Source organism: Amycolatopsis sp. NPDC051373, assembly GCF_040689465.1.
In the GTDB taxonomy this organism is placed as follows: domain Bacteria; phylum Actinomycetota; class Actinomycetes; order Mycobacteriales; family Pseudonocardiaceae; genus Amycolatopsis.
The window spans coordinates 280,885-302,798 of record NZ_JBFBAE010000001.1; the positions used below are offsets into that span (position 1 = coordinate 280,885).

At 70.0% G+C, this 21,914-nt stretch carries 28 protein-coding genes; 15 read left to right on the plus strand and 13 right to left on the minus strand.

Annotated elements, in window-relative coordinates; all coding sequences use genetic code 11:
* A complete protein-coding gene (locus AB0383_RS01410; protein ID WP_366184409.1) occupies positions 1–645 on the minus strand; it encodes an aminodeoxychorismate/anthranilate synthase component II in 645 nt (214 codons plus the stop codon).
* A 211-nt stretch (positions 646–856) separates the two neighbouring features.
* On the opposite strand from AB0383_RS01410, the gene AB0383_RS01415 reads away from it, so the two are divergent.
* The gene (locus AB0383_RS01415; protein WP_366184875.1) at positions 857–2,176 is read left to right on the plus strand and encodes an FAD-dependent oxidoreductase; all 1,320 of its coding nucleotides are present in this window, start codon (positions 857–859) and stop codon (positions 2,174–2,176) included.
* 12 nt (positions 2,177–2,188) lie between these two features.
* On the opposite strand, the gene AB0383_RS01420 is transcribed toward AB0383_RS01415, so the two are convergent.
* Entirely contained in the window at positions 2,189–2,788 is a 600-nt protein-coding gene (locus tag AB0383_RS01420) for a response regulator transcription factor (RefSeq protein ID WP_366184877.1), read from the minus strand.
* Positions 2,785–4,662 (minus strand): histidine kinase, encoded by a 1,878-nt coding sequence (locus AB0383_RS01425; protein ID WP_366184411.1) that lies wholly within the window; start codon positions 4,660–4,662, stop codon positions 2,785–2,787. The genes AB0383_RS01420 and AB0383_RS01425 overlap by 4 nt, the downstream gene beginning before the upstream one ends.
* A gap of 160 nt (positions 4,663–4,822) precedes the next feature.
* On the opposite strand from AB0383_RS01425, the gene AB0383_RS01430 reads away from it, so the two are divergent.
* From AB0383_RS01430 to AB0383_RS01440, 3 genes are all read left to right on the plus strand, one after another.
* A complete protein-coding gene (locus AB0383_RS01430) occupies positions 4,823–5,533 on the plus strand; it encodes an ABC transporter ATP-binding protein (protein WP_366184413.1) in 711 nt (236 codons plus the stop codon).
* A 2-nt stretch (positions 5,534–5,535) separates the two neighbouring features.
* The gene (locus AB0383_RS01435) at positions 5,536–6,270 is read left to right on the plus strand and encodes an ABC transporter permease (RefSeq protein ID WP_366184415.1); all 735 of its coding nucleotides are present in this window, start codon (positions 5,536–5,538) and stop codon (positions 6,268–6,270) included.
* Positions 6,271–6,364: 94 nt separating this feature from the next.
* Positions 6,365–6,757 (plus strand): SCO5389 family protein, encoded by a 393-nt coding sequence (locus AB0383_RS01440; protein ID WP_366184417.1) that lies wholly within the window; start codon positions 6,365–6,367, stop codon positions 6,755–6,757.
* On the opposite strand, the gene AB0383_RS01445 is transcribed toward AB0383_RS01440, so the two are convergent.
* From AB0383_RS01445 to AB0383_RS01455, 3 genes are read right to left on the minus strand one after another with little or no spacing between them, the layout of a single operon-like run.
* Positions 6,726–7,754: an LLM class flavin-dependent oxidoreductase gene (locus tag AB0383_RS01445; RefSeq protein WP_364174229.1), complete on the minus strand. Its 1,029-nt coding sequence runs from the start codon at positions 7,752–7,754 to the stop codon at positions 6,726–6,728. The two genes, AB0383_RS01440 and AB0383_RS01445, sit on opposite strands and share 32 nt — an antisense overlap.
* Complete coding sequence (locus tag AB0383_RS01450) at positions 7,751–7,909, minus strand: hypothetical protein (RefSeq protein WP_364174134.1); 159 nt, start codon at positions 7,907–7,909, stop codon at positions 7,751–7,753. Before AB0383_RS01450 ends, AB0383_RS01445 begins: the two co-directional genes overlap by 4 nt.
* Positions 7,909–8,841 (minus strand): class E sortase, encoded by a 933-nt coding sequence (locus AB0383_RS01455; protein WP_364174137.1) that lies wholly within the window; start codon positions 8,839–8,841, stop codon positions 7,909–7,911. The genes AB0383_RS01450 and AB0383_RS01455 overlap by 1 nt, the downstream gene beginning before the upstream one ends.
* Before the next feature lie 694 nt (positions 8,842–9,535).
* Between AB0383_RS01455 and crgA the strand changes: the two genes are divergently transcribed.
* Both crgA and AB0383_RS01465 read left to right on the plus strand, forming a co-directional pair.
* On the plus strand, positions 9,536–9,802 hold the full coding sequence (gene crgA, locus AB0383_RS01460) for a cell division protein CrgA (RefSeq protein ID WP_220245435.1): 267 nt from the start codon (positions 9,536–9,538) through the stop codon (positions 9,800–9,802).
* 118 nt (positions 9,803–9,920) lie between these two features.
* Positions 9,921–10,292, plus strand: coding sequence for a PH domain-containing protein (locus AB0383_RS01465; RefSeq protein WP_364174140.1), 372 nt, complete (start codon positions 9,921–9,923; stop codon positions 10,290–10,292).
* A 27-nt stretch (positions 10,293–10,319) separates the two neighbouring features.
* On the opposite strand, the gene AB0383_RS01470 is transcribed toward AB0383_RS01465, so the two are convergent.
* Complete coding sequence (locus AB0383_RS01470; RefSeq protein WP_364174142.1) at positions 10,320–11,012, minus strand: rhomboid family intramembrane serine protease; 693 nt, start codon at positions 11,010–11,012, stop codon at positions 10,320–10,322.
* Positions 11,013–11,271: 259 nt separating this feature from the next.
* The gene (locus tag AB0383_RS01475) at positions 11,272–11,796 is read right to left on the minus strand and encodes a peptidylprolyl isomerase (protein WP_354865696.1); all 525 of its coding nucleotides are present in this window, start codon (positions 11,794–11,796) and stop codon (positions 11,272–11,274) included.
* Between the two features lie 206 nt (positions 11,797–12,002).
* Between AB0383_RS01475 and AB0383_RS01480 the strand changes: the two genes are divergently transcribed.
* Positions 12,003–12,626 (plus strand): hypothetical protein, encoded by a 624-nt coding sequence (locus tag AB0383_RS01480; protein WP_364174145.1) that lies wholly within the window; start codon positions 12,003–12,005, stop codon positions 12,624–12,626.
* An 85-nt stretch (positions 12,627–12,711) separates the two neighbouring features.
* Here AB0383_RS01480 and AB0383_RS01485 read toward each other — a convergent pair whose 3' ends face one another.
* Entirely contained in the window at positions 12,712–13,164 is a 453-nt protein-coding gene (locus tag AB0383_RS01485; RefSeq protein ID WP_364174148.1) for a hypothetical protein, read from the minus strand.
* Positions 13,165–13,303: 139 nt separating this feature from the next.
* Positions 13,304–13,840: a DUF2020 domain-containing protein gene (locus tag AB0383_RS01490; RefSeq protein ID WP_364174150.1), complete on the minus strand. Its 537-nt coding sequence runs from the start codon at positions 13,838–13,840 to the stop codon at positions 13,304–13,306.
* A gap of 190 nt (positions 13,841–14,030) precedes the next feature.
* On the opposite strand from AB0383_RS01490, the gene AB0383_RS01495 reads away from it, so the two are divergent.
* From AB0383_RS01495 to AB0383_RS01515, 5 genes are all read left to right on the plus strand, one after another.
* Positions 14,031–14,390, plus strand: a complete 360-nt coding sequence (locus AB0383_RS01495) for a DoxX family protein (protein ID WP_364174231.1) — start codon at positions 14,031–14,033, stop codon at positions 14,388–14,390.
* Positions 14,391–14,806: 416 nt separating this feature from the next.
* A complete protein-coding gene (locus AB0383_RS01500; protein ID WP_364174153.1) occupies positions 14,807–15,448 on the plus strand; it encodes a pyridoxal 5'-phosphate synthase in 642 nt (213 codons plus the stop codon).
* A gap of 144 nt (positions 15,449–15,592) precedes the next feature.
* The gene (locus AB0383_RS01505) at positions 15,593–15,718 is read left to right on the plus strand and encodes a hypothetical protein (RefSeq protein WP_364174155.1); all 126 of its coding nucleotides are present in this window, start codon (positions 15,593–15,595) and stop codon (positions 15,716–15,718) included.
* On the plus strand, positions 15,715–16,599 hold the full coding sequence (locus AB0383_RS01510) for a hypothetical protein (protein ID WP_364174158.1): 885 nt from the start codon (positions 15,715–15,717) through the stop codon (positions 16,597–16,599). The genes AB0383_RS01505 and AB0383_RS01510 overlap by 4 nt, the downstream gene beginning before the upstream one ends.
* Before the next feature lie 9 nt (positions 16,600–16,608).
* The gene (locus AB0383_RS01515) at positions 16,609–17,445 is read left to right on the plus strand and encodes a PHP domain-containing protein (RefSeq protein ID WP_364174161.1); all 837 of its coding nucleotides are present in this window, start codon (positions 16,609–16,611) and stop codon (positions 17,443–17,445) included.
* On the opposite strand, the gene AB0383_RS01520 is transcribed toward AB0383_RS01515, so the two are convergent.
* On the minus strand, positions 17,442–18,074 hold the full coding sequence (locus AB0383_RS01520) for a TetR family transcriptional regulator (RefSeq protein WP_364174164.1): 633 nt from the start codon (positions 18,072–18,074) through the stop codon (positions 17,442–17,444). The genes AB0383_RS01515 and AB0383_RS01520 overlap by 4 nt on opposite strands.
* A gap of 73 nt (positions 18,075–18,147) precedes the next feature.
* Here AB0383_RS01520 and AB0383_RS01525 point away from each other — a divergent pair, with 73 nt between their 5' ends.
* Positions 18,148–19,557: an FAD-dependent oxidoreductase gene (locus AB0383_RS01525; protein WP_364174166.1), complete on the plus strand. Its 1,410-nt coding sequence runs from the start codon at positions 18,148–18,150 to the stop codon at positions 19,555–19,557.
* Here the strand turns inward: AB0383_RS01525 and AB0383_RS01530 are convergent.
* Both AB0383_RS01530 and AB0383_RS01535 read right to left on the minus strand, forming a co-directional pair.
* The gene (locus AB0383_RS01530; protein WP_366184424.1) at positions 19,536–19,952 is read right to left on the minus strand and encodes a dihydrofolate reductase family protein; all 417 of its coding nucleotides are present in this window, start codon (positions 19,950–19,952) and stop codon (positions 19,536–19,538) included. The genes AB0383_RS01525 and AB0383_RS01530 overlap by 22 nt on opposite strands.
* Positions 19,930–20,196, minus strand: coding sequence for a dihydrofolate reductase family protein (locus AB0383_RS01535; protein WP_366184425.1), 267 nt, complete (start codon positions 20,194–20,196; stop codon positions 19,930–19,932). Before AB0383_RS01535 ends, AB0383_RS01530 begins: the two co-directional genes overlap by 23 nt.
* Before the next feature lie 45 nt (positions 20,197–20,241).
* On the opposite strand from AB0383_RS01535, the gene AB0383_RS01540 reads away from it, so the two are divergent.
* Together AB0383_RS01540 and AB0383_RS01545 are read left to right on the plus strand one after the other, a co-directional pair.
* Positions 20,242–21,225, plus strand: coding sequence for a methyltransferase (locus tag AB0383_RS01540; protein ID WP_366184427.1), 984 nt, complete (start codon positions 20,242–20,244; stop codon positions 21,223–21,225).
* A gap of 408 nt (positions 21,226–21,633) precedes the next feature.
* Positions 21,634–21,867: a DUF2180 family protein gene (locus AB0383_RS01545; protein ID WP_366184429.1), complete on the plus strand. Its 234-nt coding sequence runs from the start codon at positions 21,634–21,636 to the stop codon at positions 21,865–21,867.
* Positions 21,868–21,914 lie beyond the last annotated feature (47 nt).

A 21,914-nucleotide genomic window follows, 5' to 3' on the forward strand; every position in this document is an offset into this window, starting at 1 on the left:
TCACGCAGCGGCGGCCTTCTGCAGCTCCTTCGTGGCGCGTTCCAGCTCGTCGACCTTCTTCGGGTCGACCGGGTGGCCGGTCGAGGCCAGCCACGTGGCCAGCATCCGATGCCCGCCTTCGGTGAGCACGGACTCGGGGTGGAACTGCACGCCCTCCAGCGGCAGCTCGCGGTGACGCATGCCCATGACCACACCTGATTCGGTGCGGCCGGTGACCTCGAAGATCTCGTCGCGGATCGTCTCGGGCAGCACGGTCAGCGAGTGGTAGCGGGTGGCGGTGAACCCGTCTGGCAGGCCGGCGAGCACGCCCTTGCCCTCGTGGCGGACCTGGCTCGTCTTGCCGTGCAACAGCTCGGGCGCGCGGTCCACCGTCGCGCCGAAGTGGACACCGAGGGCCTGGTGGCCGAGGCAGACGCCCAGCATCGGCGTGCGCGTCTCGGCACACTTCGCGATGACCTCGATGCTCTGGCCGGCGCGCTCGGGCGTGCCCGGGCCGGGCGACACGAGCACGGCGTCGAACTCGGGCACCCGCTCGAGGTCGACCACGTCGTTGCGCCACACCGTGCACTCGGCGCCGAGCTGCGCCAGGTACTGCACCAGGTTGTAGACGAAGCTGTCGTAGTTGTCGACGACGAGTACGCGCATGCGGCCACTTTACTGATGCGGCCAAAAGTAGGCCGCCCCCCGAGCGAGACGTAACCGTCACTACGCAAGCCATCGGCCGTGACTGTGGTCGGATCAGTAAACGACCGGCACCGTGCGTCTCAGTTGCTGGACCGTACGCCAGATCACAGTGAAAGTTAGGTAGCCCTAACTTACCGTGGGTGCCGTGAGCCGATCCCTTCGCGTAGCGGTCGTGGGCGCCGGCCCCGCCGGTATCTACGCCGCCGACATCCTGGACAAGTCCGACGCCGAGGTGCAGGTCGACCTGTTCGAGCGCATGCCCGCGCCGTTCGGGTTGATCCGCTACGGCGTCGCGCCCGACCACCCGCGGATCAAGGGCATCGTCACCGCCCTGCACAAGGTGCTCGACCGCCCGAACATCCGCCTGCTCGGCAACGTCGACTACGGCACCGACCTGAAGCTCGACGAGCTGCGCGAGTTCTACGACGCCGTGATCTTCTCCACCGGCGCGATGGCTGACCGGCGGCTGGACATCCCGGGCGCCGACCTCGACGGCAGTCACGGCGCCGCCGACTTCGTGAGCTGGTACGACGGTCACCCCGACGTGCCCCGGGCCTGGCCACTGGCCGCGAAGTCCGTCGCAGTGCTCGGCGTCGGCAACGTGGCGCTCGACGTCGCCCGCATCCTCGCGAAGACGGCCGACGAGCTGCTCACCACCGACATCCCGGCCAACGTCTACGAAGGCCTGAAGGCCAGCCCCGTCACCGACGTGCACGTGTTCGGGCGCCGCGGCCCGGCGCAGGCGAAGTTCACGCCGCTGGAGCTGCGCGAGCTCGACCACTCGCCGAACGTCGAGGTGATCGTGCACCCCGAGGACATGGAGTTCGACGAGGCCAGCATCACGGCGCTGCGGGCGTCGAAACAGATCGACATGGTCGTGAAAACGTTGCAGGAGTGGGCGATCCGCGACGAGGGCACGCGCCCCAAGCGGCTGCACCTGCACTTCTTCCACTCGCCGGCCGAGGTGCTCGGCAAGGACGGCCGCGTGACCGGCCTGCGCACCGAGCGGACCGAGTACGACGGTGAGGGCGGCGTGCGCGGCACCGGCGAGTTCCACGACTGGGACGTGCAGGCCGTGTACCGCGCGGTCGGTTACCTCTCGTCCCACCTGCCGGAGGTCCCGTTCGACCACGTCGCGGGCGTCGTGCCGAACCAGGCCGGGCGAGTGCTGGACCTCGACGAGAACCAGCTGCCCGGCGTCTACGTCACCGGCTGGATCAAACGCGGGCCGATCGGCCTCATCGGCCACACGAAGGGCGACGCGGCGGAGACCGTCGCGAGCCTGCTGGCCGACGCCGACACTCTCACGTCGCCGAAGCACGACTCCCCCGACGCGATCCTCGACTTCCTCGCCGGGCGCGGGATTCCGTTCACCACCTGGGAAGGCTGGGGCAAGCTCGACGCGCACGAGAAGTCGCTGGGCGAGCCGCACGGCCGGGAGCGGATCAAGGTCGTGGAGCGCGGCGAGATGATCCGCGTCTCGAGGGACTAGCGTTTCAAGGGACTAGCCGGCACCGAGGTAGGCGAGCACGGCCAGCACGCGGCGGTTGGTGTCGTCGGACGCGGCGATGCCGAGCTTCGCGAAGAGGTTGGCAGTGTGCTTGCCGACGGCGCCCTCGCTGAAGTGCAGGCGCGCGGCAATCGCGGCGTTGGAGCAGCCTTCGGCCATGAGCTCCAGCACCTCGCGTTCGCGCGGGGTCAGGGCCGCGAGCGGGTCGGAAGCGTTGCCCGCGACCAGTTTCGCGATCACCTCGGGATCCATGGCCGTGCCGCCGGCCGCGACGCGGCGCACGGCGTCGACGAACTGCTCGGCGTTGAACACGCGGTCCTTGAGCAGGTAACCGACGGCGCCGGTGCCGTCGGCGAGCAGCTCGCGCGCGTAGAGCTGCTCGACGTGTTGCGACAGCACGAGAATTGGCAAGCCGGGCATCTCCTGGCGGGCCGTGAGCGCCACCTGCAGACCTTCGTCGGTGTTCGTCGGGGGCATGCGAACGTCCACAACGGACACGTCCGGCCGGTGTTCCCGCAGTGCCGCGGCGAGTTCGGGGCCGGAGCCGACCGCGGCGACGACGTCGAAGCCGTGCGCGGTGAGCAGGTGTGTCAGGCCGTCTCGGAGGAGGTACTGGTCTTCGGCGATGACGGTTCTGGGGCGGCTGGTGCCGGGGCCGCTGCTTCCGGGGCCGGTTCCGGAACTGTCTGGCACGGCACCTCCAGGATCGCCTCGGTCGGTCCGCCCGGTGGGCTGGTCAGGCTCAACGTACCGTCGAAAGCCCCCAGCCTGCGCTCGATTCCGCGAAGTCCCGAGCCGCGCGCGGCTTCGGCGCCGCCGCTGCCGTCGTCGGTCACGACCACGCGCAGCACGCCGTCGGAATACGCCAGCGAGACCGAAACCCGTTTCGCCTCACCGTGTTTCGCCGCGTTGCCGAGCAGCTCGCACACGGCGAAGTACGCGCACGCCTCCGCCGGCTGCTCGACGCGACCGGGCACGTCGGCCGTCACCTCGACCTTCAGCGGGCTATCGAGCGCGACCGCGCGCACGGCGTCGACGAGACCGCGTTCGGACAGCACCGGCGGGTGGATGCCGCGCACGAGCAGCCGCAGCTCCGTCAACGCTTCGGCCGACGCGGTCCGCAGCTCGGCCGCCAGCCGCTTCGCCGCTTCGGGATCGCTGTCGATCAGCGCCTCGACCGCGCCGAGCTTCAGGCCCATGGCCACGAGTCGCGACTGGATGCCGTCGTGCAGGTCGCGCTCGATGCGGCGCAGCTCCGCGGCCTGGGCCACGGTGACGTCGGTGCGCGACTGGTCCAGTCGCGCCACGCGCTGCGCCAGCCGCGTGGCCTCCGTGGGCCCGAGCCACACGCGCGCGAAGCGGGCCTGCTGCCGGGCCAGCCACGTCGTCGGCGCCAGACCCGCGACCAGCAGCACGAGCACCAGGGGCATCTGCGCGAGTGCGCCGAGGTGCGTCGACACCTCGGGCAGCGGGTACCACTGGACCGGCTGGTCCGAAGCCGTCACGAACGGCCGCCACACCCACAGGGTCGCCAGCCCGGTCAGCCCCCAGCCGAGCAACACGATCGTCGGCAGCGTCAGCACCAGCGAGACCAAGGGAATCAGCGCACCGCCGGCGAGGTCGCGCCAGGTGGCCCGGTCGCGCAGGACCCACTGTGTGCGGGCGCGCTGCAACGGCCACCACGGCTCGTCGTACAACTGCTTGCCGAACTGGTAGAGCCCGTCGGCGCGCGGCACCGGCAGCCCGGGCGCCGGCAGGTACGGCCGGTCGATGCGCACGCCGGTCCAGTTCCCCGCCTCGCGCCGGAGCGTGTCCGTGATCGTCCGGCTGCCCACCACGAGGGACGCGATCATCGGGGCCGCGCCGATGATCAGCACCAGCTGCCACACCGAGAAGACCAGGCACACACACGCCAGCGCGAGGAGGCCGAACTGGTGGCCCACCGACTCGAGGTGGCGGTGCAGCCACCACTTGCGGGCCGGGTCGGCGGCCGGGTGCGGCCCGAGCCAGTGGCGGGTCCACCGGCCGTACCAGCGCAGTGCGCGGCGCCCGACCACCACGGAGAGCAACGCCGTGACCAGCGCGAACGGTGGGTTGAGCACCTGCCACCCGAGCTCACGGCTCGTCGCCCGATCCTCCATGATCCACGTGAAACGTCGGTTCCAGCGGATCCACCACGCGCGTTTGTAGAGCTGGTTGCCGTCGCGGTACCAGCCGTCGCGCTCGCGTTCCGGCTCCGCCGGCGCCGGCCGGTACGGCGTCGCGACCTCGATCTCGCACCACCGGCCGACGAGCTCCCGGGTGCGTGCCGAGCGGCCGCGTGCCCAGTCGATCGCCGGGGTGAAGAAGAACACGAGCCCGACGCAGAGCAGCAGAAAGGCGAGCAGCTCCACGAGCGCGTCGGCCCAGCTCAGCAGCGCGAGTCCGGCGAGGACGAACGCTCGCCGCACGGATTCCATTCGCCGCACCCCCTTTCCCGCAGTCTGACCGAGCCGGACAGCGGAACGCACTGGCCGAAGCTCCACTACGAGGGTGGGCCCAGCCCCACCCCCACGTCAGCGAAACCCCACCTGAGCTGTGGTTTCAGCATCATTCTGCCGGACGCCGCGCGCTTTTAGCGTTTCCCGCATGCCACTCATCGAAGCCACCGAGCTCCGGAAAACCTACGGCAAGCGGGTCGCGGTCGACGGTGTTTCGTTCACCGTCGAGCGCGGCGAGATCTTCGGCATCCTCGGCACCAACGGCGCCGGCAAGACCACCACCGTCGAATGCCTCCAGGGTCTGCGCCGACCCGACTCCGGCGCCATTTCCGTGCTGGGCCTGGATCCCGCGAAGGACGCGGCCCGGCTGCACCAGAGCGTCGGCGTGCAGCTGCAGGACTCGCGACTGCCCGAAAAGCTGCGGGTGACCGAGGCACTGGAGCTGTTCGCGGCGTTCTACCCGCACCCGGCCGACGTCGGGGTGCTGCTGCGGCGGCTGCGGCTGGAAGAACACCGGACCACTGCGTTCGGCAAGCTTTCCGGCGGCCTGCGGCAGCGGCTGTCGATCGCGCTCGCGCTGGTCGGCAATCCCGAGATCGCGATCCTCGACGAGCTCACCACCGGCCTCGACCCGCATTCGCGCCGCGACACCTGGCAGCTCGTGACCGGGGTGCGCGACGCCGGCGTGACCGTCGTGCTCGTCACGCACTTCATGGACGAGGCCGAGCGCCTCTGCGACCGCGTCGCCGTGTTCGACGCCGGCCGGATCGTCGCCACCGGCACCCCAGCCGAACTCCGTGCCACCACGGGGAAATCCACTTTGGACGACGCGTTCGTCACCCTCACCGGACGGAGCTGACCGTGCACACCTTCACCAAACTCCTCGCCACCGAGGCGAAACTCTTCGTCCGCACGCCGATGTGGGCGGTGTTCGGGATCCTGCTGCCGACCGCGGTGCTGGCCGGCGTCGGCTCGATCCCGGGCATGAGCAAACCGAGCGAGGTGACCGGCGGTTACCGCTTCATCGACCTGTGGGTCCCATCGCTCGTGGTCGTCGCACTGGCGATGCTGGGCCTGCAGTCGATCCCCGCGGCCGTCGCGAGCTACCGCGAGCAGGGCGTGCTACGCCGGCTCGCGACCACGCCCGTGCCACCCGCGTTCCTGCTGCTGGCGCAGGTGGTGCTGCACGCGGTAGTGGCGCTCGCGGGCGTCGGGCTGATGCTGGTGACCGCGCGCGTCGCGTTCGACGTGCCGCTGCCGCGCCACCCGCTGACCTACGTCGTGACGCTGCTGCTGGGCCTGGTCTCGGTGTTCGCGCTCGGCCTCATCGCGGCTTCGATCGCCCGCACAGCGAAGGCAGCGGCCGCGCTCGCGATGATCGCGTTCTTCCCGATCATGTTCCTCGGCGGCGTGTACCTGCCGCGGCCGCTGCTGCCCGAGGTGATCCAGCGGATCGGCGCGTACGTGCCGCCGGGCACGCAGCCACTGCAGGACGCGTGGGTCGGCGCGGGCGTTCAGCCGCTGCAGTTCGTCGCTCTGGCCGCGTTCGCACTGGGCGGGACGGCGCTGGCCGTGCGGCTGTTCCGGTGGGAGTGATCCACCGAAGTGGTGATGAATACCGTTTTCTCTTGTGGCGCCCTCAGCCGGGCGAGTAGCCAAGGAGGGGGAACCACTCACCATGGAGGTTGTCTTGTCTCTGGACGTATCGCCCGCGCTGCTGGAAAAGGCCGAGCGCGGGGAGGTCTCCGACGCCGAGTTCGTGGCCTGCGTGCGGGAGTCGCTGCCGTATGCGTGGGAAGTGATCACGGGCGTGATCGCCGAGGCCGACGGCACGCCGGATGGCTTCGCCGACAACGAGACGCCGCCGCCGAGCGAGGCCGCCCGCGGGCAGCTGCTGCGCGCGCTGGCCTCCGACGCCATCCGCGGCGGGCTCGAGCGCCACTTCGGCGTGAAGCTCGCTTTCCAGAACTGCCACCGGGTGGCGGTGTTCCGGACGTCCGAACTGGATGGTGACCGCTACCGCGCGTTCGTGTCGGTGCGCGGGCAGCTGCTCAACCAGAGCCCGGAGCTGCGTGACTGTTAAGCCCTGCTTTTGAAACCCTGAGCGCGGGCAGCACCTCGGCGCCGATCCGCGCGATGTTCTCCTCTGTGCCCTCCGGCGTACCGGACGCTTCCACGAACATGATCACGTGGGCGGCGCCGGTGCGCCGGAGGCTCGTTTCCAGCGTCGCCACGCAATACCCGGGATCCCCGACGGGGTGGATCTCGCACAGGTGCTCGGTGTACTCGTGCGGATCGCGCGACGGACCGGGCCGGCCGTCCACGGTCACGTGCGCGCCGAGCCCGTCGGAAAGCCAGCCGGGCAACGACTTCCGCACCACATCGGCCGCCGCCGAGCGGCTCTCGCCCACCTGGCACAGCACCGTCGACACGTGTGCTTCGGGCCGGCCGTACGCCGCGACCGTCGCGGCCTTCTCGTCGTCACCGGCGTGCAGCCCGAGCAGCATCGGCAGCCCCCGTTCCGCGGCCAGGCGCACGGCGTCGGACTTCGGCCCGCCGGCCGCCACGACCACTTCCGGCTTCCGCCGCGGCGCCGGCACCAGCGGCACGTCGCGGAAGGTGAACTGCTCACCAGCTGCGGACGCGGTGCCCGAAGCCGCGCGGAGCAGCACGTCCAGCGACTCCTCGAAACCGCTCTCGTACCGCTCGAGCCCGGTGCCGAACACCTCCAGGTCCTGCCACGGCCCGCCGCGCCCGACGCCGAGGCGCAGCCGGCCGCCGGACACCGCGTCAAGCATCGACCACTGCTCCGCGAGCGCCACCGGGTGCGTCGTCGACAGCACGCTCACGGCCGTACCGACGGCGATCCGGGACGTGCGCCCGAGGACGTGCGCGGCGAGCGTGATCGCCGACGGGCACACGCCGTAGGGCAGGAAGTGGTGCTCGGCGAGCCAGACGTCGTCGAAGCCCGCCGCCTCGGCGGCCTCGGCCGCGCGCACGGTCCTGAGCAGCACTTCGGCGTCCTCCTGCCCCGGGAACCGGCCGGAGACGAGGAAGACGCCGAAGCGGGTGTGCCTCAGTTGTCCACCGACACTTCGTTGAACGGCAGCAGCGGGTCGAGCCACGGGAACACCACGAACATCAGCAGGGCGATGATGCCGAGCACCAGCACGACGGCGATCGTCAGCTTCGCCGCGAACGGTCCCGGCAGACGCCGCCAGATCCACGCGTACATCAGGAAGCACCGCCGATCTCGGTCAGCAGCTTCCCGTAGTCGGAGACCTGCGACTTCGGCACCTGCTGCGTGAGCACCGACGTGATGATCAGCCGCTGCTTCGCGGAGAACTGCGGGTGGCACGTGGTGAGCGTGAGCAGCGACGCTTCCTGCGCCTTCGGCAACGTGTCGGCCGGCTTGTACGGCACCGGGTTCACGGCGTCGCCCTGGCTCGGGAGCACGACCTTGCGGCCGAACGTCTGGTCGTACGCGCCGCCGCCGGCGATGCTCGGGTTGCGCAGCGTCGAGACGCCCTTGCACTTCGGCTGCGCGCCCTTGCCGCTGCTCCAGCCGGACATCTCGTCGTCGTAGGGCAGGACCTTGTAGATGTAGAAGTCGGTCTGCGTCTCGATCACGATCTGGTCGCACGAGCTCAGGTTGTCCAGGTCGTTGAAGGGTGCACCCTTGCCCACGCGGTGGCCGGCGACACCGAAGTTGCCGGGCTCGCCGGGCAGCGCCGTGCCCTTGTAGTGACCAGGGCCGATGGCGAGCGAGTCTTCGCCCGTGCCCTCCTGGATCGTGAAGTTGAAGTCGGCGCCGAACTCCGGGATGTGGATGCGCGCGAACGCCTTGCCGTCGACGAGGCCCGGGTGCAGCGTGCGGTCCTGGGCCCAGTCGCCCTGGAGCTGATCGCTCGCCGCCGACTGCTTCTCCGCCGAGAACAGGTCGGTCACGTAGACCTCGTAGACCATGAACAGCAGCACGACCAGGCCGAGCGTGATGAGGATTTCCCCGGCCGTGCGGATCGCGACGCCGCTCTTGCCCAGCGGCGCGGGCTCGGGCTTCTCCTTCACCGCGGTGGTGCCACCGGCCTCGACGGCGGCGAAGACCTCCGTCGGCTGGTCGGCCACGACGGGCCGGGGCATCCGCGGGTCGCGGCGCGGCTGCGTCATCCTCCCGGTACCCCGCGGCGGCGTGCCCATGCGCTGGGTGCCTTGCGACGGGGTTCCCTCGGCGCGCGGCGGGAGGTTCAGGCGCTCGGTGCCGCGGGGTGGGGTCCCAGGCCCTTCGGCACCCGCGCCACCGCTCCGGGCCGAGTCGCCTTGGGCGCTCGCGCGACGGCCGCGTTCTCCCGGCGCGCCCGGCCCCCGTCGGGAGCCGCCGACGTCCGGCGTCGAGCGCCCCGGCTCGGTGCCGTACTGCTGAGTGGGACGCGGCTGCCTGCTCTGTTCGGGTGATCTGCGCTGGTCGTCCTGCCTGCGCGCCGGATCACCCGCGACGCGGCGCGAAGGCGGCGGCACTCTCCGCGTGGGGTCCTCCCGGGGCTGCCTGCGTGGTCTCGCGGCGCCATCGGCACCGGGCGGCGGCTGGCGTCGCCGCTGGCCGTCGGGCCCTCCCGAGGGGCGGCGGCGGTCGTCTTCACCCGGCCAATCCTGCGTCGTCACGCAAGCTCCTCTCACACCGCCGGTGGAACTGCCGGTGGCGCTATTGTCACAGTCCGGAAATCCGACCGCTCCCGCCCGGTGCTCTGGAGCCGTCGTTTACGTTAACGTGTTCACGTGGCGCTGGTTGCGCAACCCGACGAGCGGGATGCCCGCGAACAGGCACCGCCACCAGCCAGAGCCAGAACCGCACGCGAGGAACACGATGCCGAAGTCCAAGGTCCGCAAGAAGACCGCGTACACCCCGCCCGTTGATCGCCGGACGCCGGTGAAGGTCAAGGCCGCGGGCCCGTCAAACCTGTTCTACAAGATCGTCATGTTCGGCCTCATGCTCCTCGGGCTGCTGTGGCTCATCGTGAACTACATCGCCGGCGACAAGATTTCGTTCCTGACCTCTCTCGGGAACTGGAACTTCGGCATCGGGTTCGCGGCGATGATCGTCGGCCTGCTCATGACTATGCGCTGGCGCTGATCATTACTCTGGATGGCGGCTTGACACCGAATTACACCGGTGTGACTCATCCCCAGTGTGGATAACCTCTGTGGATAACTACCCCACCTCGTGGGCCCCCCGTTCGGCCCTTGTGGTAGTGGCCTGGCTGGTCACGGTCCTGCTGCTCGCCGGCGCGGTGCTCGACGGGATCTTCGGCGACGGCAAGGGCGCGGTCCTGATGGGGCTCGCCACCGTGGCGATCGGGGCGTTCGCGGTGCACTGGAGCGTGGTGCGCCCGCGGCTATCCGTCGATGCCGAAGGCCTGGTCGCCCGCACGCTCGGCGGCACGCACCGCCTGCCGTGGGACCGGACCGGTATCCAGCTGCGCACCACCCGCCGCCTGGGCCGCGACGGCGTGACACTCGAGCTGGAACACGACGACGAGCTCTACATCTTCGGCCGCGTCGACCTCGGCGAAGACCCGCGCGACGTCCTTGACGCGCTCACCGCCCTGCGTGGCGCTCTTTAGCGGCTTTTCGGCGCCGTCTTCCTGGTTCTAGGCCAGCAGCGACGAGAGGGCGGCGGTGCGATAGACCGTGAGGCCGATCAGCGCCACCACGATGATCGACACGCCGATCACCTGCCAGCGCACGCGGTCGCGCTCCGGCGCGTACAGCAGGGCGACGGCCACGAGCGCACCAGTGATGAGCCCACCTACGTGGGCGAGGATCGAGATGCCGGGGATCGAGAACGTGATGTAGGCGTTGATCGCAAGCGTGATCAGCAACCCCGACGGGTTGAGCTTGAGCTTCACCACGATCACGGCGTAGCAGCCCATCAGGCCGAACAACGCGCCCGAGGCGCCGCCGGAGATCTGCAACGGGTTGTCGAACAGGAGTACGGCCGTCGAGGCGCCGAGCAACGACACGAAGTAGAGCGCCGTGTACCGGCCTTTGCCGAAGACCTGCTCCAGCGCCCGGCCCATCATCCACAGCGAGAACATGTTCGCGGCGATGTGGATGATCCCGAAGTGCACGAAGCCCGACGTGAAGATGCGCCACCACTCACCACCGACGAGGGTGATGGCGGGCTGCATGGCGCCGGCGAGATCGATCGGTGCGCTGCTGTTGTCGAGGCTCTTCGCCTGCAACGCGGTGATCAGGTAGATCAGCACGTTGACCGCTAGCAACGTGCTCGTGACGACGACGGAGTTCGTCGGCCGGGCTCCCGCGATCGTGCGTGTGCCCATGCCGGAGTTCTGGTAATCGCGGTGCTGTTGCCGCGTCTGCTGCGAGCCGGCGTGCACGCAGTCGGTGCACTGGAAGCCGACGGGGGCTTCCCGGAGGCAGTCGGGGCAAGCCGGCCGCCCGCAGCGCGCACAGCTCAGGCCGGTCGGGCGGTTGGGATGCCACCAGCAACCGGGGCGCGCGGCCTGCGAAGGGTACGCGGGGGGATTCGGCGGTTGGTTCACGATGACTCCAACCTACCGAAATCCCCCCGAGACGGCCCTAGGCCTCGATGGTGACCTTCTCGATGACGATGTCGGACAGCGGGCGGTCCGCCGGTCCGGTCGCCGCGCGCGCGATCGCGTCGACGACGTTGCGGGACTCCTGGTCCGCCACCTCGCCGAAGATCGTGTGCTTGAAGTTCAGGTGGGTCGTCGGCGCGACGGTGACGAAGAACTGCGAGCCGTTGGTGCCGGGCCCCGCGTTCGCCATCGCCAGCAGGTAGGGCTTGTTGAACTGCAGTTCGGGGTGGAACTCGTCGCCGAACTTGTAGCCGGGGCCGCCGCGACCGGTGCCGGTCGGGTCGCCGCCCTGGATCATGAAGCCGTCGATGACCCGGTGGAAGATCGAGCCGTCGTAGAACGGGCCGGAGTTCGTGCCCTGCGCGTTCGGCTGCGTGTACTCCTTGGAGCCGTCGGCCAGCCCCACGAAGTTCGCGACCGTCTTCGGCGCGTGGTCGGGGAGCAGGTTCACGTGGATGTCACCCTGATTGGTGTGCAGGGTGGCCTTGCGGGCGCTTTCAGTCACGTCGCCATCGTGCCATCCCCTCCCACATTTGGGGGGTTCAGGGGGCTCGCCACGGGGCAACCCGAACGCAGGACCGCAGGAAGATGGGCATTTCCCGAGGTTTCACCGGTTCCCAATGGGGGAAGACACAGCGTCACGCCGCGAAAAAGGGCACGATAGGTTACGGGCAACAGAGCGATATCAAAACGATTGGTGAGGTGAAGGCCATGACCCGGGCCGCAGATTCGGTGGGCGAGTCGGTGAAGTCCGGCGCGGTCGGCCTGCGCAAGCGAGCCACCGAAGCGGGCAAGGCGGGGGCGGCTTCGGCAGCGAAGGCCGCGGAAGCCGGCGCCGAGGAGTTCGCCAAGCAGAGCCGCCGGGCACGCAAGAAGCTCGCGAAGAAGACCGAGCTGACGCGCAAGGAGCTCAAGAAGAGCTCGGCCGCGGCTCGCAAGGAGGCCCTCGCGCGCATCGCCGAGCTGAAGAAGCCCGGTCGCAAGGCGAAGAAGGCCGCGATCAAGGCCGCGAAGTCCGCCGGTGAGTCGAAGCGCCGGGGCAAGAAGGACTTCAAGGCCGCGAAGAAGGACTTCCGCGCCGCGCTGGTCGAGGCGAAGTCGGCGGCCAAGGGCACGCGCAAGCGCCGCCGCTTGCCGTGGCTGCTCGGCCTGGGTGCCGTCGCCGTCGGCACGGCCGTGGTGCTGAAGTCGCGCCAGCAGGAGCCGCCGGTCGCCCCGGCGCCGCCGAAGGCCACCCCGCCGGCTCCCCCGGCGAAGCCCGCTTCGGAGACCAAGCCGTCTCCGGCGAGCAACGGCAAGGCGCCCAGCACTCCGGCCGCCGAGAAGAAGAACTGAACCAGACGCGAAGAGGGCCCCGGGATCGCCGTCCCGGGGCCCTCTTCCGTTGCTACTGAGGCTGATCAGGTGCTACTGAGGCTGATCAGGCCATCGCGGCGTGCTTGTCGATCAGCTGGCCGAGGCGGGGAAGGGCCTCCTCGACGTTCTTCTTGCCGTTCGGGCGCAGCTTCGAGTAGACCTTCTTGATGCTGTCGCGGCTGCTGCGGTCGGCGCGGCTGTCCGTGACACCCAGCAGAGCGTCGGACGCCTCGTCGGAGCGGCTGGTCAGGTAGGCACCGAAGTCGTTGCCGCCCTTGGCCTTGTAGTCGCCGTAGAACGGCTCGAGGGCCCCGGCGAAGTCGTCCAGCAGGGTGTCGACAGCCGAGGGGATGATGCCCGGCTTGATCTTCTTGACAGCGGCGAAGCCGGTCTTCACGACGGCGCCGGAGACCCCGCCCTTGTCGGACACCTCGGCGTCCACGAGGCCCTCGAGGTCGGTCACGACCGACGGGCGACGGCTGGAGTCGAGCAGGATTTCCTTGAGGGTGTCAGCCACGAATCTTGTCCTTGTCGTAGAGATGGCGAAGTGCTTCTGGTGCCGGACGGGCACCCGCCCGCGCGAGTGCTCCAGGGCCTGCGCGTGCCGCACAGGGTAATACAAGATCAACTTCACTCACCCGTGCGGAGGCCACTACTCAGAGCTTCAGGGCCGCGATAGCCTTCTTGGCCACTGTGCGTGCTTTGATGCTCTGCTGTTGGTTACTCGTCACGATGACCGCGGCTCCCCCCTTCGAGACCGCGTACACCACTCCGTCACCGGCCGGCTGGTAGCCGCCTTTCCACCCGGCGGGGTCCGAAGCGGGGTTCGAGGTGTCGACGGGCGCGGCGCGGTTGACCAGTTTCGTCGCGACGTCCTTCGTGCCCACGTACACCTGCACGGTGACCTGGAGCCCGCCGTCGGGGCGGTAGAAGAAGCACGACGGGTGCGGCTCGTCGTCGGAGACGCGTACGGTCGTCACGTGTTGGCCGTTCGCGTCCTGCACCGTCTCGGCCGAGAGGTACGGGCACTTCGCTTCCCGAGCCGGCTGCGGATCGGGCGGCAGGCCGGGCTCAGCCGCGTGCTTGGTGGTCGTCGGCGGCGGCGCGGGCTGCGCGGTGCCCGCAATGGGGGTCGACACGCTGCAGCCGGCGAGCAACGCCAGGGCGGGCGCGAGAGCGAGGATTCGTCGCATAGCGCGCACAGTCAATCATGTCCAGTCACACGAGAGTGAAGAGCGAAAGGTTCGAGTTCCAGCGAGTAAGGGATCTTTCACTCACTGTGGTGATAGTTGAGGGTTGGCTACCTACCCTGGCAGTCACGTATTTTCCGACTGCCAGGGAGACGACAGCCGTGAAACTCTTCGACAGAGGCCGTGCGGTTTCCTGTTCTTCTGCCACGGTGCTTCGACCGTGTTCGGCCTCTGGGGCCACCACGCCGCGGCCGTCGGCACGTGGCCCGGCTGGTGGGCCGCGCTGATCCAGCTCGTCGGCGGCGCAGCCGTGACGCTCGGCATCGGCACGCGCGTCGCTGCCGTGATCTGCTCCGGCTCCATGGCTTTCGCGTACTTCACCGTGCACTTCGGCAAGGCCGTGCTCCCCATCGAGAACGGCGGCGAGCAGGCCGCCATCTTCGCCTGGGCCTTCCTCCTGCTCGCCTTCACCGGCGGCGGCCACTGGGCACTGACCGACTTGCTCCGCCGGACCCGCGGGGTCCCGGCCACCGGCACCGTCACCGCCGGTTGACCGCTCCGGCCGCCCGGCGTGCGACGATGGGCGCCGGGCGGTCGGTTGTCACGGTCAGGGGGTTCGGGTGTTCACGCCGGATCAGTACCTGCAGGGGGAAGCGCAGTGGCAGGCCCCGCAGGCCGGCTGCAACGCCGGCCCCGGCACGGCTGGTTACGACGCCAACACCCCTGGCAAGGCTGAGTATGGCGCCCCTGGCCCCACGTCCAGCGATCCCGGTTCGGTCCCCGGCCCGATTGATCCCACCGCCGGCACGACCGGTCCCACCACCGGCGACCCCGGCCCCGGCGGCTTCCCCGGCCAACAGATCCCACAGGGCTGGCGCCCCCAGATCCCGCCACCCCCGGCCGCCGGCCCACCCGGTCCCCAGCCGCCGCACTACCCACCACCGGGCCGCCCACCGTACGGTCAGTGACATGGTTTCCCTACGCGGCTGGCAATCCTTCCCCGAAGAACTCCCGTCCTTCGACCCGGACGCGGCCCCGGAAACCCCGGAAGACCTGTTCCTCGAGTGGCTCACGGAAGCCGCCGAACACGTCCTCGCTCCCCACGCCGTCACCCTGTCCACAGTGGACTCCGAGGGCGTTCCCGACGCCCGCGTCGTGATCCTCAAGGACGTCGCCCCGTCCGCCTGGGCCATCGCCACCAGCTCGGAAAGCCCCAAGGGCCACCAGTTGGGCGCCAACCCCCACGCGGCTCTCACCTTCTTCTGGCCCGGCCGCGGCCGCCAGGTCCGCGTCCGCGGCACCGTCGCCCCGGCCGCCCCGGAGATCTCGGCGGAAGACTTCCTGGCCCGCCCACCGGCCTCCCGCGTCGAGGCCTTCATCGGCCACCAGTCCGAGCCCCTCCCGGACCCCGCCAAACTCACCGAAGCCGCCGACGCCGCCACCCACTGGGTCGCCGAAAACCCCCACACCGCCCCCAAAACCTGGACGCGCTACCTCGTCACCCCCACGACGGTCGAGTTCTGGCAAGCCTCCCACGACCGCCGCCACCTCCGCCTCCGCTACCTCCGCGCCGCCGACGACACCTGGACCCGCGAACGCCTCTGGCCCTGACCGGGCGTTCTCCAAGCCCGCCGCCGCCCCCACGACCCCGACCGCCGCACAGCCCGCGCACACCTCGGCCCGGCACGACACGCCCCCGCCCTCCACGGGGGGCGTCCCCAGTCCCATTATATCGAGGTGAGGGGCCAAAAATTGGTGTCGCCGAAATCTGTGGACAACTTCGGCGCGGAGGGGTCGATTGTGGACAAGTCGGCCGAGCTGCTGGCCGTGTCCGAACTGTTCAAGACGCGCGCGCGGGAGCGTGCGACGGTGGTCGTATGACTGTGAACCTCGCTGCTGCCGCATCCTTCCTCGCCACGCACGGGCGGGTGCTCGACCGCCGCCGGTTCGAGCTGCTGTTCGGCGAAGGTGAAGGTGCTGCGGAGGCCGTGCTCTCGGCCGTCGCGGGGTACCGCAACGCCGACGGCGGCTACGGCTGGGGGCTGGAGCCCGACCTGCGCGCGCCGGAGAGCCAGCCCGGCGGGGCGCTGCACGCGTTGGAGGTGTTCGAGGACATCGCGCCGAAAACCACGCCGCTGTCGCTGGAGCTGTGCGACTGGCTGGAGGCCGTGTCGCTGCCGGGTGGCGGGTTGCCGTTCGCGTTCCCCGTCGCGGACCGCACCGGCAGCGCTCCTTTTTGGACGGACGCGGACCCGGCGAAGTTCTCGCTGCAGAGCACGGCTTTCGTCGCGTCGACGGCGTTGCGCGTCGCGGCGCACGACAAAGCCGTGGCGGAACACCCGTGGCTCACCGCGGCCGTGTCGACCTGCCTGGACGCCATCGCCCGGGTCGAAGAGCAGCCGCACGCGATCGAGCTGTCGTTCGCCATCCGGTTCCTCGACGCCGCGCACGCCACCCGCCCTGAGGCCGACGAGCTCCTCGACCACCTCGGCAAGTTCCTGCCGGCCAACGGCATCCTCCACGTCGCCGGCGGCGGCGAGGACGAGGTCCTGCGGCCGCTGGACTTCTCGCCGATCCCCGGCCCGTCGCGCAAGGTGCTCGACCCGGCCGCGGTCGCCGCCGAGCTCGAGCGCCTCGAATCCCAGCAGCTCGAAGACGGCGGCTGGACGGTTGACTTCGGCAGTTTCTCCCCCGCGGCGTCGCTCGAATGGCGCGGCTACGCCACCGTTCGCGCGATTTCGGTGCTGCGGGCCAACTCGTAGTGTGGGGGCGTGCTGCCGCAGGACAGCCACGTCCACACCGAGTGGTCGTGGGACACCGTCACCGGGTCGATGGTCCAGTCGTGCCGGCGCGCGCTCGCGCTCGGGCTGCCGTCGGTGGCGTTCACGGAGCACGCCGACCTCACGCCGTGGCTCATCCCGGAGCCGATCCGGCCGTACCTGCCTGATCACTTCCGCGTGCGGCTGCGGACCGACGGCGTACTGGAGCCGCCGGCCCTCGACGTCGAGGGTTACCTCGCGTGCGTGCAGGAGTGCCGCGAGCGGTTCCCGGATCTGCCGATCCTGTTGGGCGTGGAGCTGAGTGAGCCGCATTGGCACCGGCCGGAGGCAGACGCGTTGCTGACGGCGCACCGCTTCCAGCGGGTGCTGGGGTCGGTGCACTCGCTGCCGGAGGGGTCGCACCACTACGAGCTGAGCGTGATCGCGGACCGCCCGGCTGACGCGACGCTGCGCGCCTACCTGGGCGAGGTGCTGGGCCTGGTCGAGTCGACGGCCGATTTCGAGATCCTGGCCCACATCGACTACGCGCTGCGCACCTGGCCTTCGGAGAAACCCTTCGTCGCCGCGGACTTCGAGGAGGAGTTCCGCACCGTCCTGCGCGCGTTGGCCGGCAGCGGACGAGCACTGGAGCTGAACACGAAAGTCCCCCTGCCGCGAGACGTGCTTCTCTGGTGGGCCGCCGAAGGGAGCCGGATCCTGTCCTTCGGCAGCGACGCCCACGCACCCGAACTCGTCGGCCACGCGTTCGCCGAGGCCGCCGCGTTGGCGACGTCGTGCGGATTCCAGCCGGGCCCCACTCCGCACGACCTGTGGATCCGCCAGGGCTAGCGCTTACCGAGCGTCCCCAGGCCGTTCGCCAGCAGGTCGAAGCCCAGTTCGGCCGCCGCGACCGCCTCCGGGTACGCCTCGGTCGCGGAGACGCCGTTCGCCATGCGGTAGTGGTTCTCCACCGACAGCCGCCACTGCACGGACGCGATCTGCGCGGCCGCCAGGCGCGCGGTCAGCGGCGACAGGTCCGGTGACTCGCCGAGCTCGGCCGCCAGCGCCAGCTCCCCGCTTTCCCGGAACCGCAACATGCTCGGCAACAGCGTCGGCGTGCCCATGATCAGCCGGTACAACGCCAGCACCTGCGGAAGGTCGCAGAGCCCGGTGATCGGGTCGTGGCGGCGCAGGCCGTCGAGGAAATGCTCACGCAGCGCGGGAAGCGGGGCTTCGCGATGCGCCCGGACCACGCGCGCGCTCTCGTGCTCGTGGTCGGCGATGCGGTGCAGGACGAGGTCGTCCTTCCCCTGGAAGTAGGCGAACAACGTCCGCCGCGACACCTCCGCGGCCTCCGCGACCTGCGAGATCGACACCTGGTCGAAGCCGTGCTCGAAGAACAGCTCGAGGGCGGCGTTCGAGATCGCCTCACGCGTGCGTTGCTTCTTCCGCTCCCGTAGGCCGGTCTGCTCGTCCACGAAAACAGGCTACCGCGGTGATGCACTCGGGGCTATATTGCACTCAGTATACTTCTGCACTGAGGAGCACTTCATGGACGTGATCGTGGTCGGAGCGGGCCCGACTGGTTTGACGCTGGCGCACGAGCTGGCCCTCGGTGGCGCCGAGGTCGTGGTGGTGGAAAAGCTGTCCGAACGCATCGAGCAGACGAAGGGCGGCACGATCCAGCCGCGCACCGCCGAGCTGCTCGACGCGCGAGGCCTGCTCGACGCGATCGTCGAGCGGCAGTTCGAACGCGCCGCCGTCGGCGGGCACTTCGCCGGGCTACCGGTGCCGCTCGACTGCACGCCTTGGCAGACCAGGCAGCCCCACCCGATCGGCATTCCACAGTGGAAGGTCGAGGAAGTGCTGGAGGCAGCGGCGATCGCCCGCGGCGCGCGCGTGCTGCGCGGAGAGGACGTCACCGCGATCCACGCCGACGACACCGGCGTCACCGTGACCACCGACCGGGACCTGCGCGCCCGGTACGTCGTCGCCTGCGACGGCGCGCACAGCACCGTGCGCAAGCTGTTGGACCTGCCGTTCCCCGGCCGGCCCGGCACGTATCGAGCCGTGCTCTCCGACGTGCGCCTGTCGGCCGTCTCCGAGCTGGTGCCCGCGCAGGCCGGCCACATGAGCACGATGACCAGGACCACCGCCGACCACTGGGGCATGCTCGTGCCGACCGGCGGCGACCACTACCGCTTCACCTACGGCAAACCCGACGAGACCGAGCCGCCGATGACCGCGGAAGCCGTGCAGCAGGCACTCACCGCGATCTACGGCGAACCCACCACACTGGCCGAAGTCCGCACGATCTCCCGCTTCAGCGACGCCACCCGCCAGCTCGAAAACTACCGCCACGGTCGCGTCCTCTTCGCCGGCGACGCCGCCCACATCCACGGGCCGCTCGGCGGGCAGGGACTCAACCTCGGTGTGCAGGACGCGTTCAACCTCGGTTGGAAGCTCGCCGCGACGTTGCGAGGAGCCACCGACGGCCTCCTCGACACCTACCAAACCGAACGCCACCCGAAGGCCGCGCGCGTGCTGCACCACACGTCGGCCCAACGCGTTCTCGCCGTGCCGAACCCGGACCCCGACCTGCTCGCGCTGAGCGAGATCTTCACCGACCTCATGCGCCTGCCCGACACCAACCGCTACCTCGCCGGAATGATGTCCGGTTTGGACGATCCCGCGCGGCTGCCCGATCTGGACCTCGTGACCGCCGACGGACCGACCCGCGTGGCCGAGCTCCTGCGCGGCGGACGCGCCCTCTTGCTCGATTTCACCGGCGACATCGAGCTGCCGGCCGGCTGGGCCGAGCGCGTGAACCTGGTGCGCGCCAAGGCAGACACCGCGTTGCCGGCCGTGCTGCTCCGCCCCGACGCCGCCGTCGCCTGGCGCGGCGACACCCCGCTCGAAGACGCTCTGCGCGCGACCTTTCAGCCGGCCTTGGGCGCGTAGCGGATCAGCACGACGTCGCCGATCGCGCGCGTGTCCAGCAGTTTCATCCGCGCGCCCGGGTACCGCGCGGGCAGCAGGAACCGCGGCGCGGCGGCGGCGCCGACCACGAGCGGCGCGATGGCGAGGTGGATCTCGTCGGCCAGGCTCTGCGAGAGGAACGCGGTGTGGATCTGGCCGCCGCCCTCGACCATGAGCCGCCGGACGCCGCGGCTGCCGAGGTCGTCGAGCAGCGCGCCGAAGTCCACCTGCGGCCCGAGAGCGACGACTTCGGGGAGCTGACCGAGCCGTTCGCGCGCGGTCGGGGCGCCGGATTCGGTGGTGAAGACGAGCTTTTCCCCGCCGTGGTGCCAAAACTTCCACTCCGGGTCAACGTCACCCGACGCCGTCACGGTCACCTTCAGCGGATACTCGGGCTTGCCGGCGCACCCGCTCGGCCCGGCGCTCCTCGCTGTTGACCAGCAGCCGCGGGTTGTCGGCGCGGATCGTGCCCGCGCCGATCAGGATGGCGTCGGACTCCGCGCGCACCTGGTCGACGCGGTCGAAGTCCTCGGCATTGGACAGCAGCAGCCGGTCGGGCGTCGTGTCGTCGATCGCCCCGTCGACACTCGTCGCGACGCTCAGCAGCACGTGGGGACGCAATCGGCTCTCCTTTTTCGGTTGACCAGCCGGGCAAAGTAGATCTTCGTGACCCACGACGATACGAACTCCCTGCGCCGCCTGGCCGGACTCGCGACGCCGATGGGGCTGCGCGTCGCCGTGACCCTCGGCCTGCCCGCGCGCCTGCGCATCCCCGCGCCGGCATCCGAACTCGCCGCCGAGCTCGGAGTGAACCCCGTCGCGCTCGGTCTCCTGCTCGATCACCTCACGACGCTCGGCGTCCTCGAGCGCACCCCCGCCGGCCACCGCACCACCGCGTACGGCGAAAACCTCCGCGACGACTTCACCGAAACCCTCTTGAACCTGAATACCGCCGGTGGGCGCGCCGAGTTGGCGTTCGTCGAGCTCGCCCACAGCATCACCACGGGCGAAGCCGCCTACCCGCGTCGCTACGGCCAGGACTTCTGGGCCGATCTCGCCGAGGCCGAGCACCTGCGGGAATCCTTCGACCGCCAGATGACTCTCCGCATCCGCGAGCAAATCCCGCAGATCGTCGCCGGCTACGACTGGTCGCGGTTCTCGACGATCGTCGACGTCGGCGGCGGCCGGGGCGACATCCTCGCCGCCATCCTCACCGCGAACCCCGCGCTACGCGGCCACCTGCTCGACCTGGCCCCGACCGCCGCCGACGCCCGCCGCACCTTCGCCGCCCATTCCCTGCCCGCCCAGGTCACCGCCGGCAGCTTCTTCGACCCACTCCCACCCGGCGCCGACGCCTACCTGCTCGTCGACATCCTCCACGACTGGGACGACGTCCACGCCCACCGGATTCTGGCCCGCTGCACCGAAGCCGCCGGCTCGACGGGCCGCATCCTCGTCGTCGAACCCGTCACCGGCCACCAAGCGAACACCGAAAGCGCCCTCGCCATGCTCACCATCTTCGGCGGCCGCGAACGCCACCTCGACGAGTTCCGCGCCCTCGCCTCGGCCCACGGCTTGACGCTGGACACCGTCACGGACCTGACTTCGCAACGCTGTCTGCTCGAATTCCGCCGATTCGGGGGTCACTGACCGAGGTGACCACCGTGGGGGTCCGGGGGGCGTAGCCCCGGAAACACGATGGAGCGAGCCGGTTGGCGCGTTCCGCCAACACAACTCGCCCCGAGTGACGTGGAGCTGAGGGGAATCGAACCCCTGGCCCCCGCCTCGCAAAGGTCCGTTCGCAGTATGGGCGTCGCCAGCAGACACCTCGAAGAGACTCCCACCTGCTGTTTCAGCCACTGTTCCCCGTGGATCCCTCATCCAACGGGCACGAGAGGGGCACGCGGCGGCGGCCGCATGACCCCGCTCGACCGCATCGCGTGCTCGGCCTCGCCGACGGCACCGGCGATGTGATGTCGCACCGGTCCCGAACGAGAACATCGTTATCCGACGGAGACCTGCTTATCGTGTCTTCTCCCGCCGTTTTCAAGGAGAACCATGATCTGCATTGACTGCGCGACACAAGGCATGAACGAACCGGCCGTCGGGGTCTGTGTGCACTGCGGCGCCGCCACCTGCCTTGTGCACGTGGCCATCCAGATGTTGCCGGCCTCATCGCGGGGCGTCGTGGCACCTCGCCAGGCCCGGCGCACGATCACCTGCGCCCACTGCGGCGAACCCCGAGCCACTCCGACCCCCACCCGGCACAAGGCAACTGCGATCGACCGGTAAGTCTCGCCATGCCAGAGCGACGGGAACCGCTGTCGTCCCACCGGACA

Bases quoted from the DNA above. Each gene is read 5' to 3' on its own strand.
- AB0383_RS01450 (WP_364174134.1), bottom strand. From the start codon at position 7,909: ATGTACGCGTGGATCTGGCGGCGTCTGCCGGGACCGTTCGCGGCGAAG.
- crgA (WP_220245435.1), top strand. From the start codon at position 9,536: ATGCCGAAGTCCAAGGTCCGCAAGAAGACCGCGTACACCCCGCCCGTT.
- AB0383_RS01430 (WP_366184413.1), top strand. From the start codon at position 4,823: ATGCCACTCATCGAAGCCACCGAGCTCCGGAAAACCTACGGCAAGCGG.
- AB0383_RS01490 (WP_364174150.1), bottom strand. From the start codon at position 13,840: ATGCGACGAATCCTCGCTCTCGCGCCCGCCCTGGCGTTGCTCGCCGGC.
- AB0383_RS01410 (WP_366184409.1), bottom strand. From the start codon at position 645: ATGCGCGTACTCGTCGTCGACAACTACGACAGCTTCGTCTACAACCTG.
- AB0383_RS01470 (WP_364174142.1), bottom strand. From the start codon at position 11,012: ATGGGCACACGCACGATCGCGGGAGCCCGGCCGACGAACTCCGTCGTC.
- AB0383_RS01525 (WP_364174166.1), top strand. From the start codon at position 18,148: ATGGACGTGATCGTGGTCGGAGCGGGCCCGACTGGTTTGACGCTGGCG.
- AB0383_RS01455 (WP_364174137.1), bottom strand. From the start codon at position 8,841: ATGACGCAGCCGCGCCGCGACCCGCGGATGCCCCGGCCCGTCGTGGCC.
- AB0383_RS01500 (WP_364174153.1), top strand. From the start codon at position 14,807: ATGGTTTCCCTACGCGGCTGGCAATCCTTCCCCGAAGAACTCCCGTCC.
- AB0383_RS01480 (WP_364174145.1), top strand. From the start codon at position 12,003: ATGACCCGGGCCGCAGATTCGGTGGGCGAGTCGGTGAAGTCCGGCGCG.
- AB0383_RS01510 (WP_364174158.1), top strand. From the start codon at position 15,715: ATGACTGTGAACCTCGCTGCTGCCGCATCCTTCCTCGCCACGCACGGG.
- AB0383_RS01545 (WP_366184429.1), top strand. From the start codon at position 21,634: ATGATCTGCATTGACTGCGCGACACAAGGCATGAACGAACCGGCCGTC.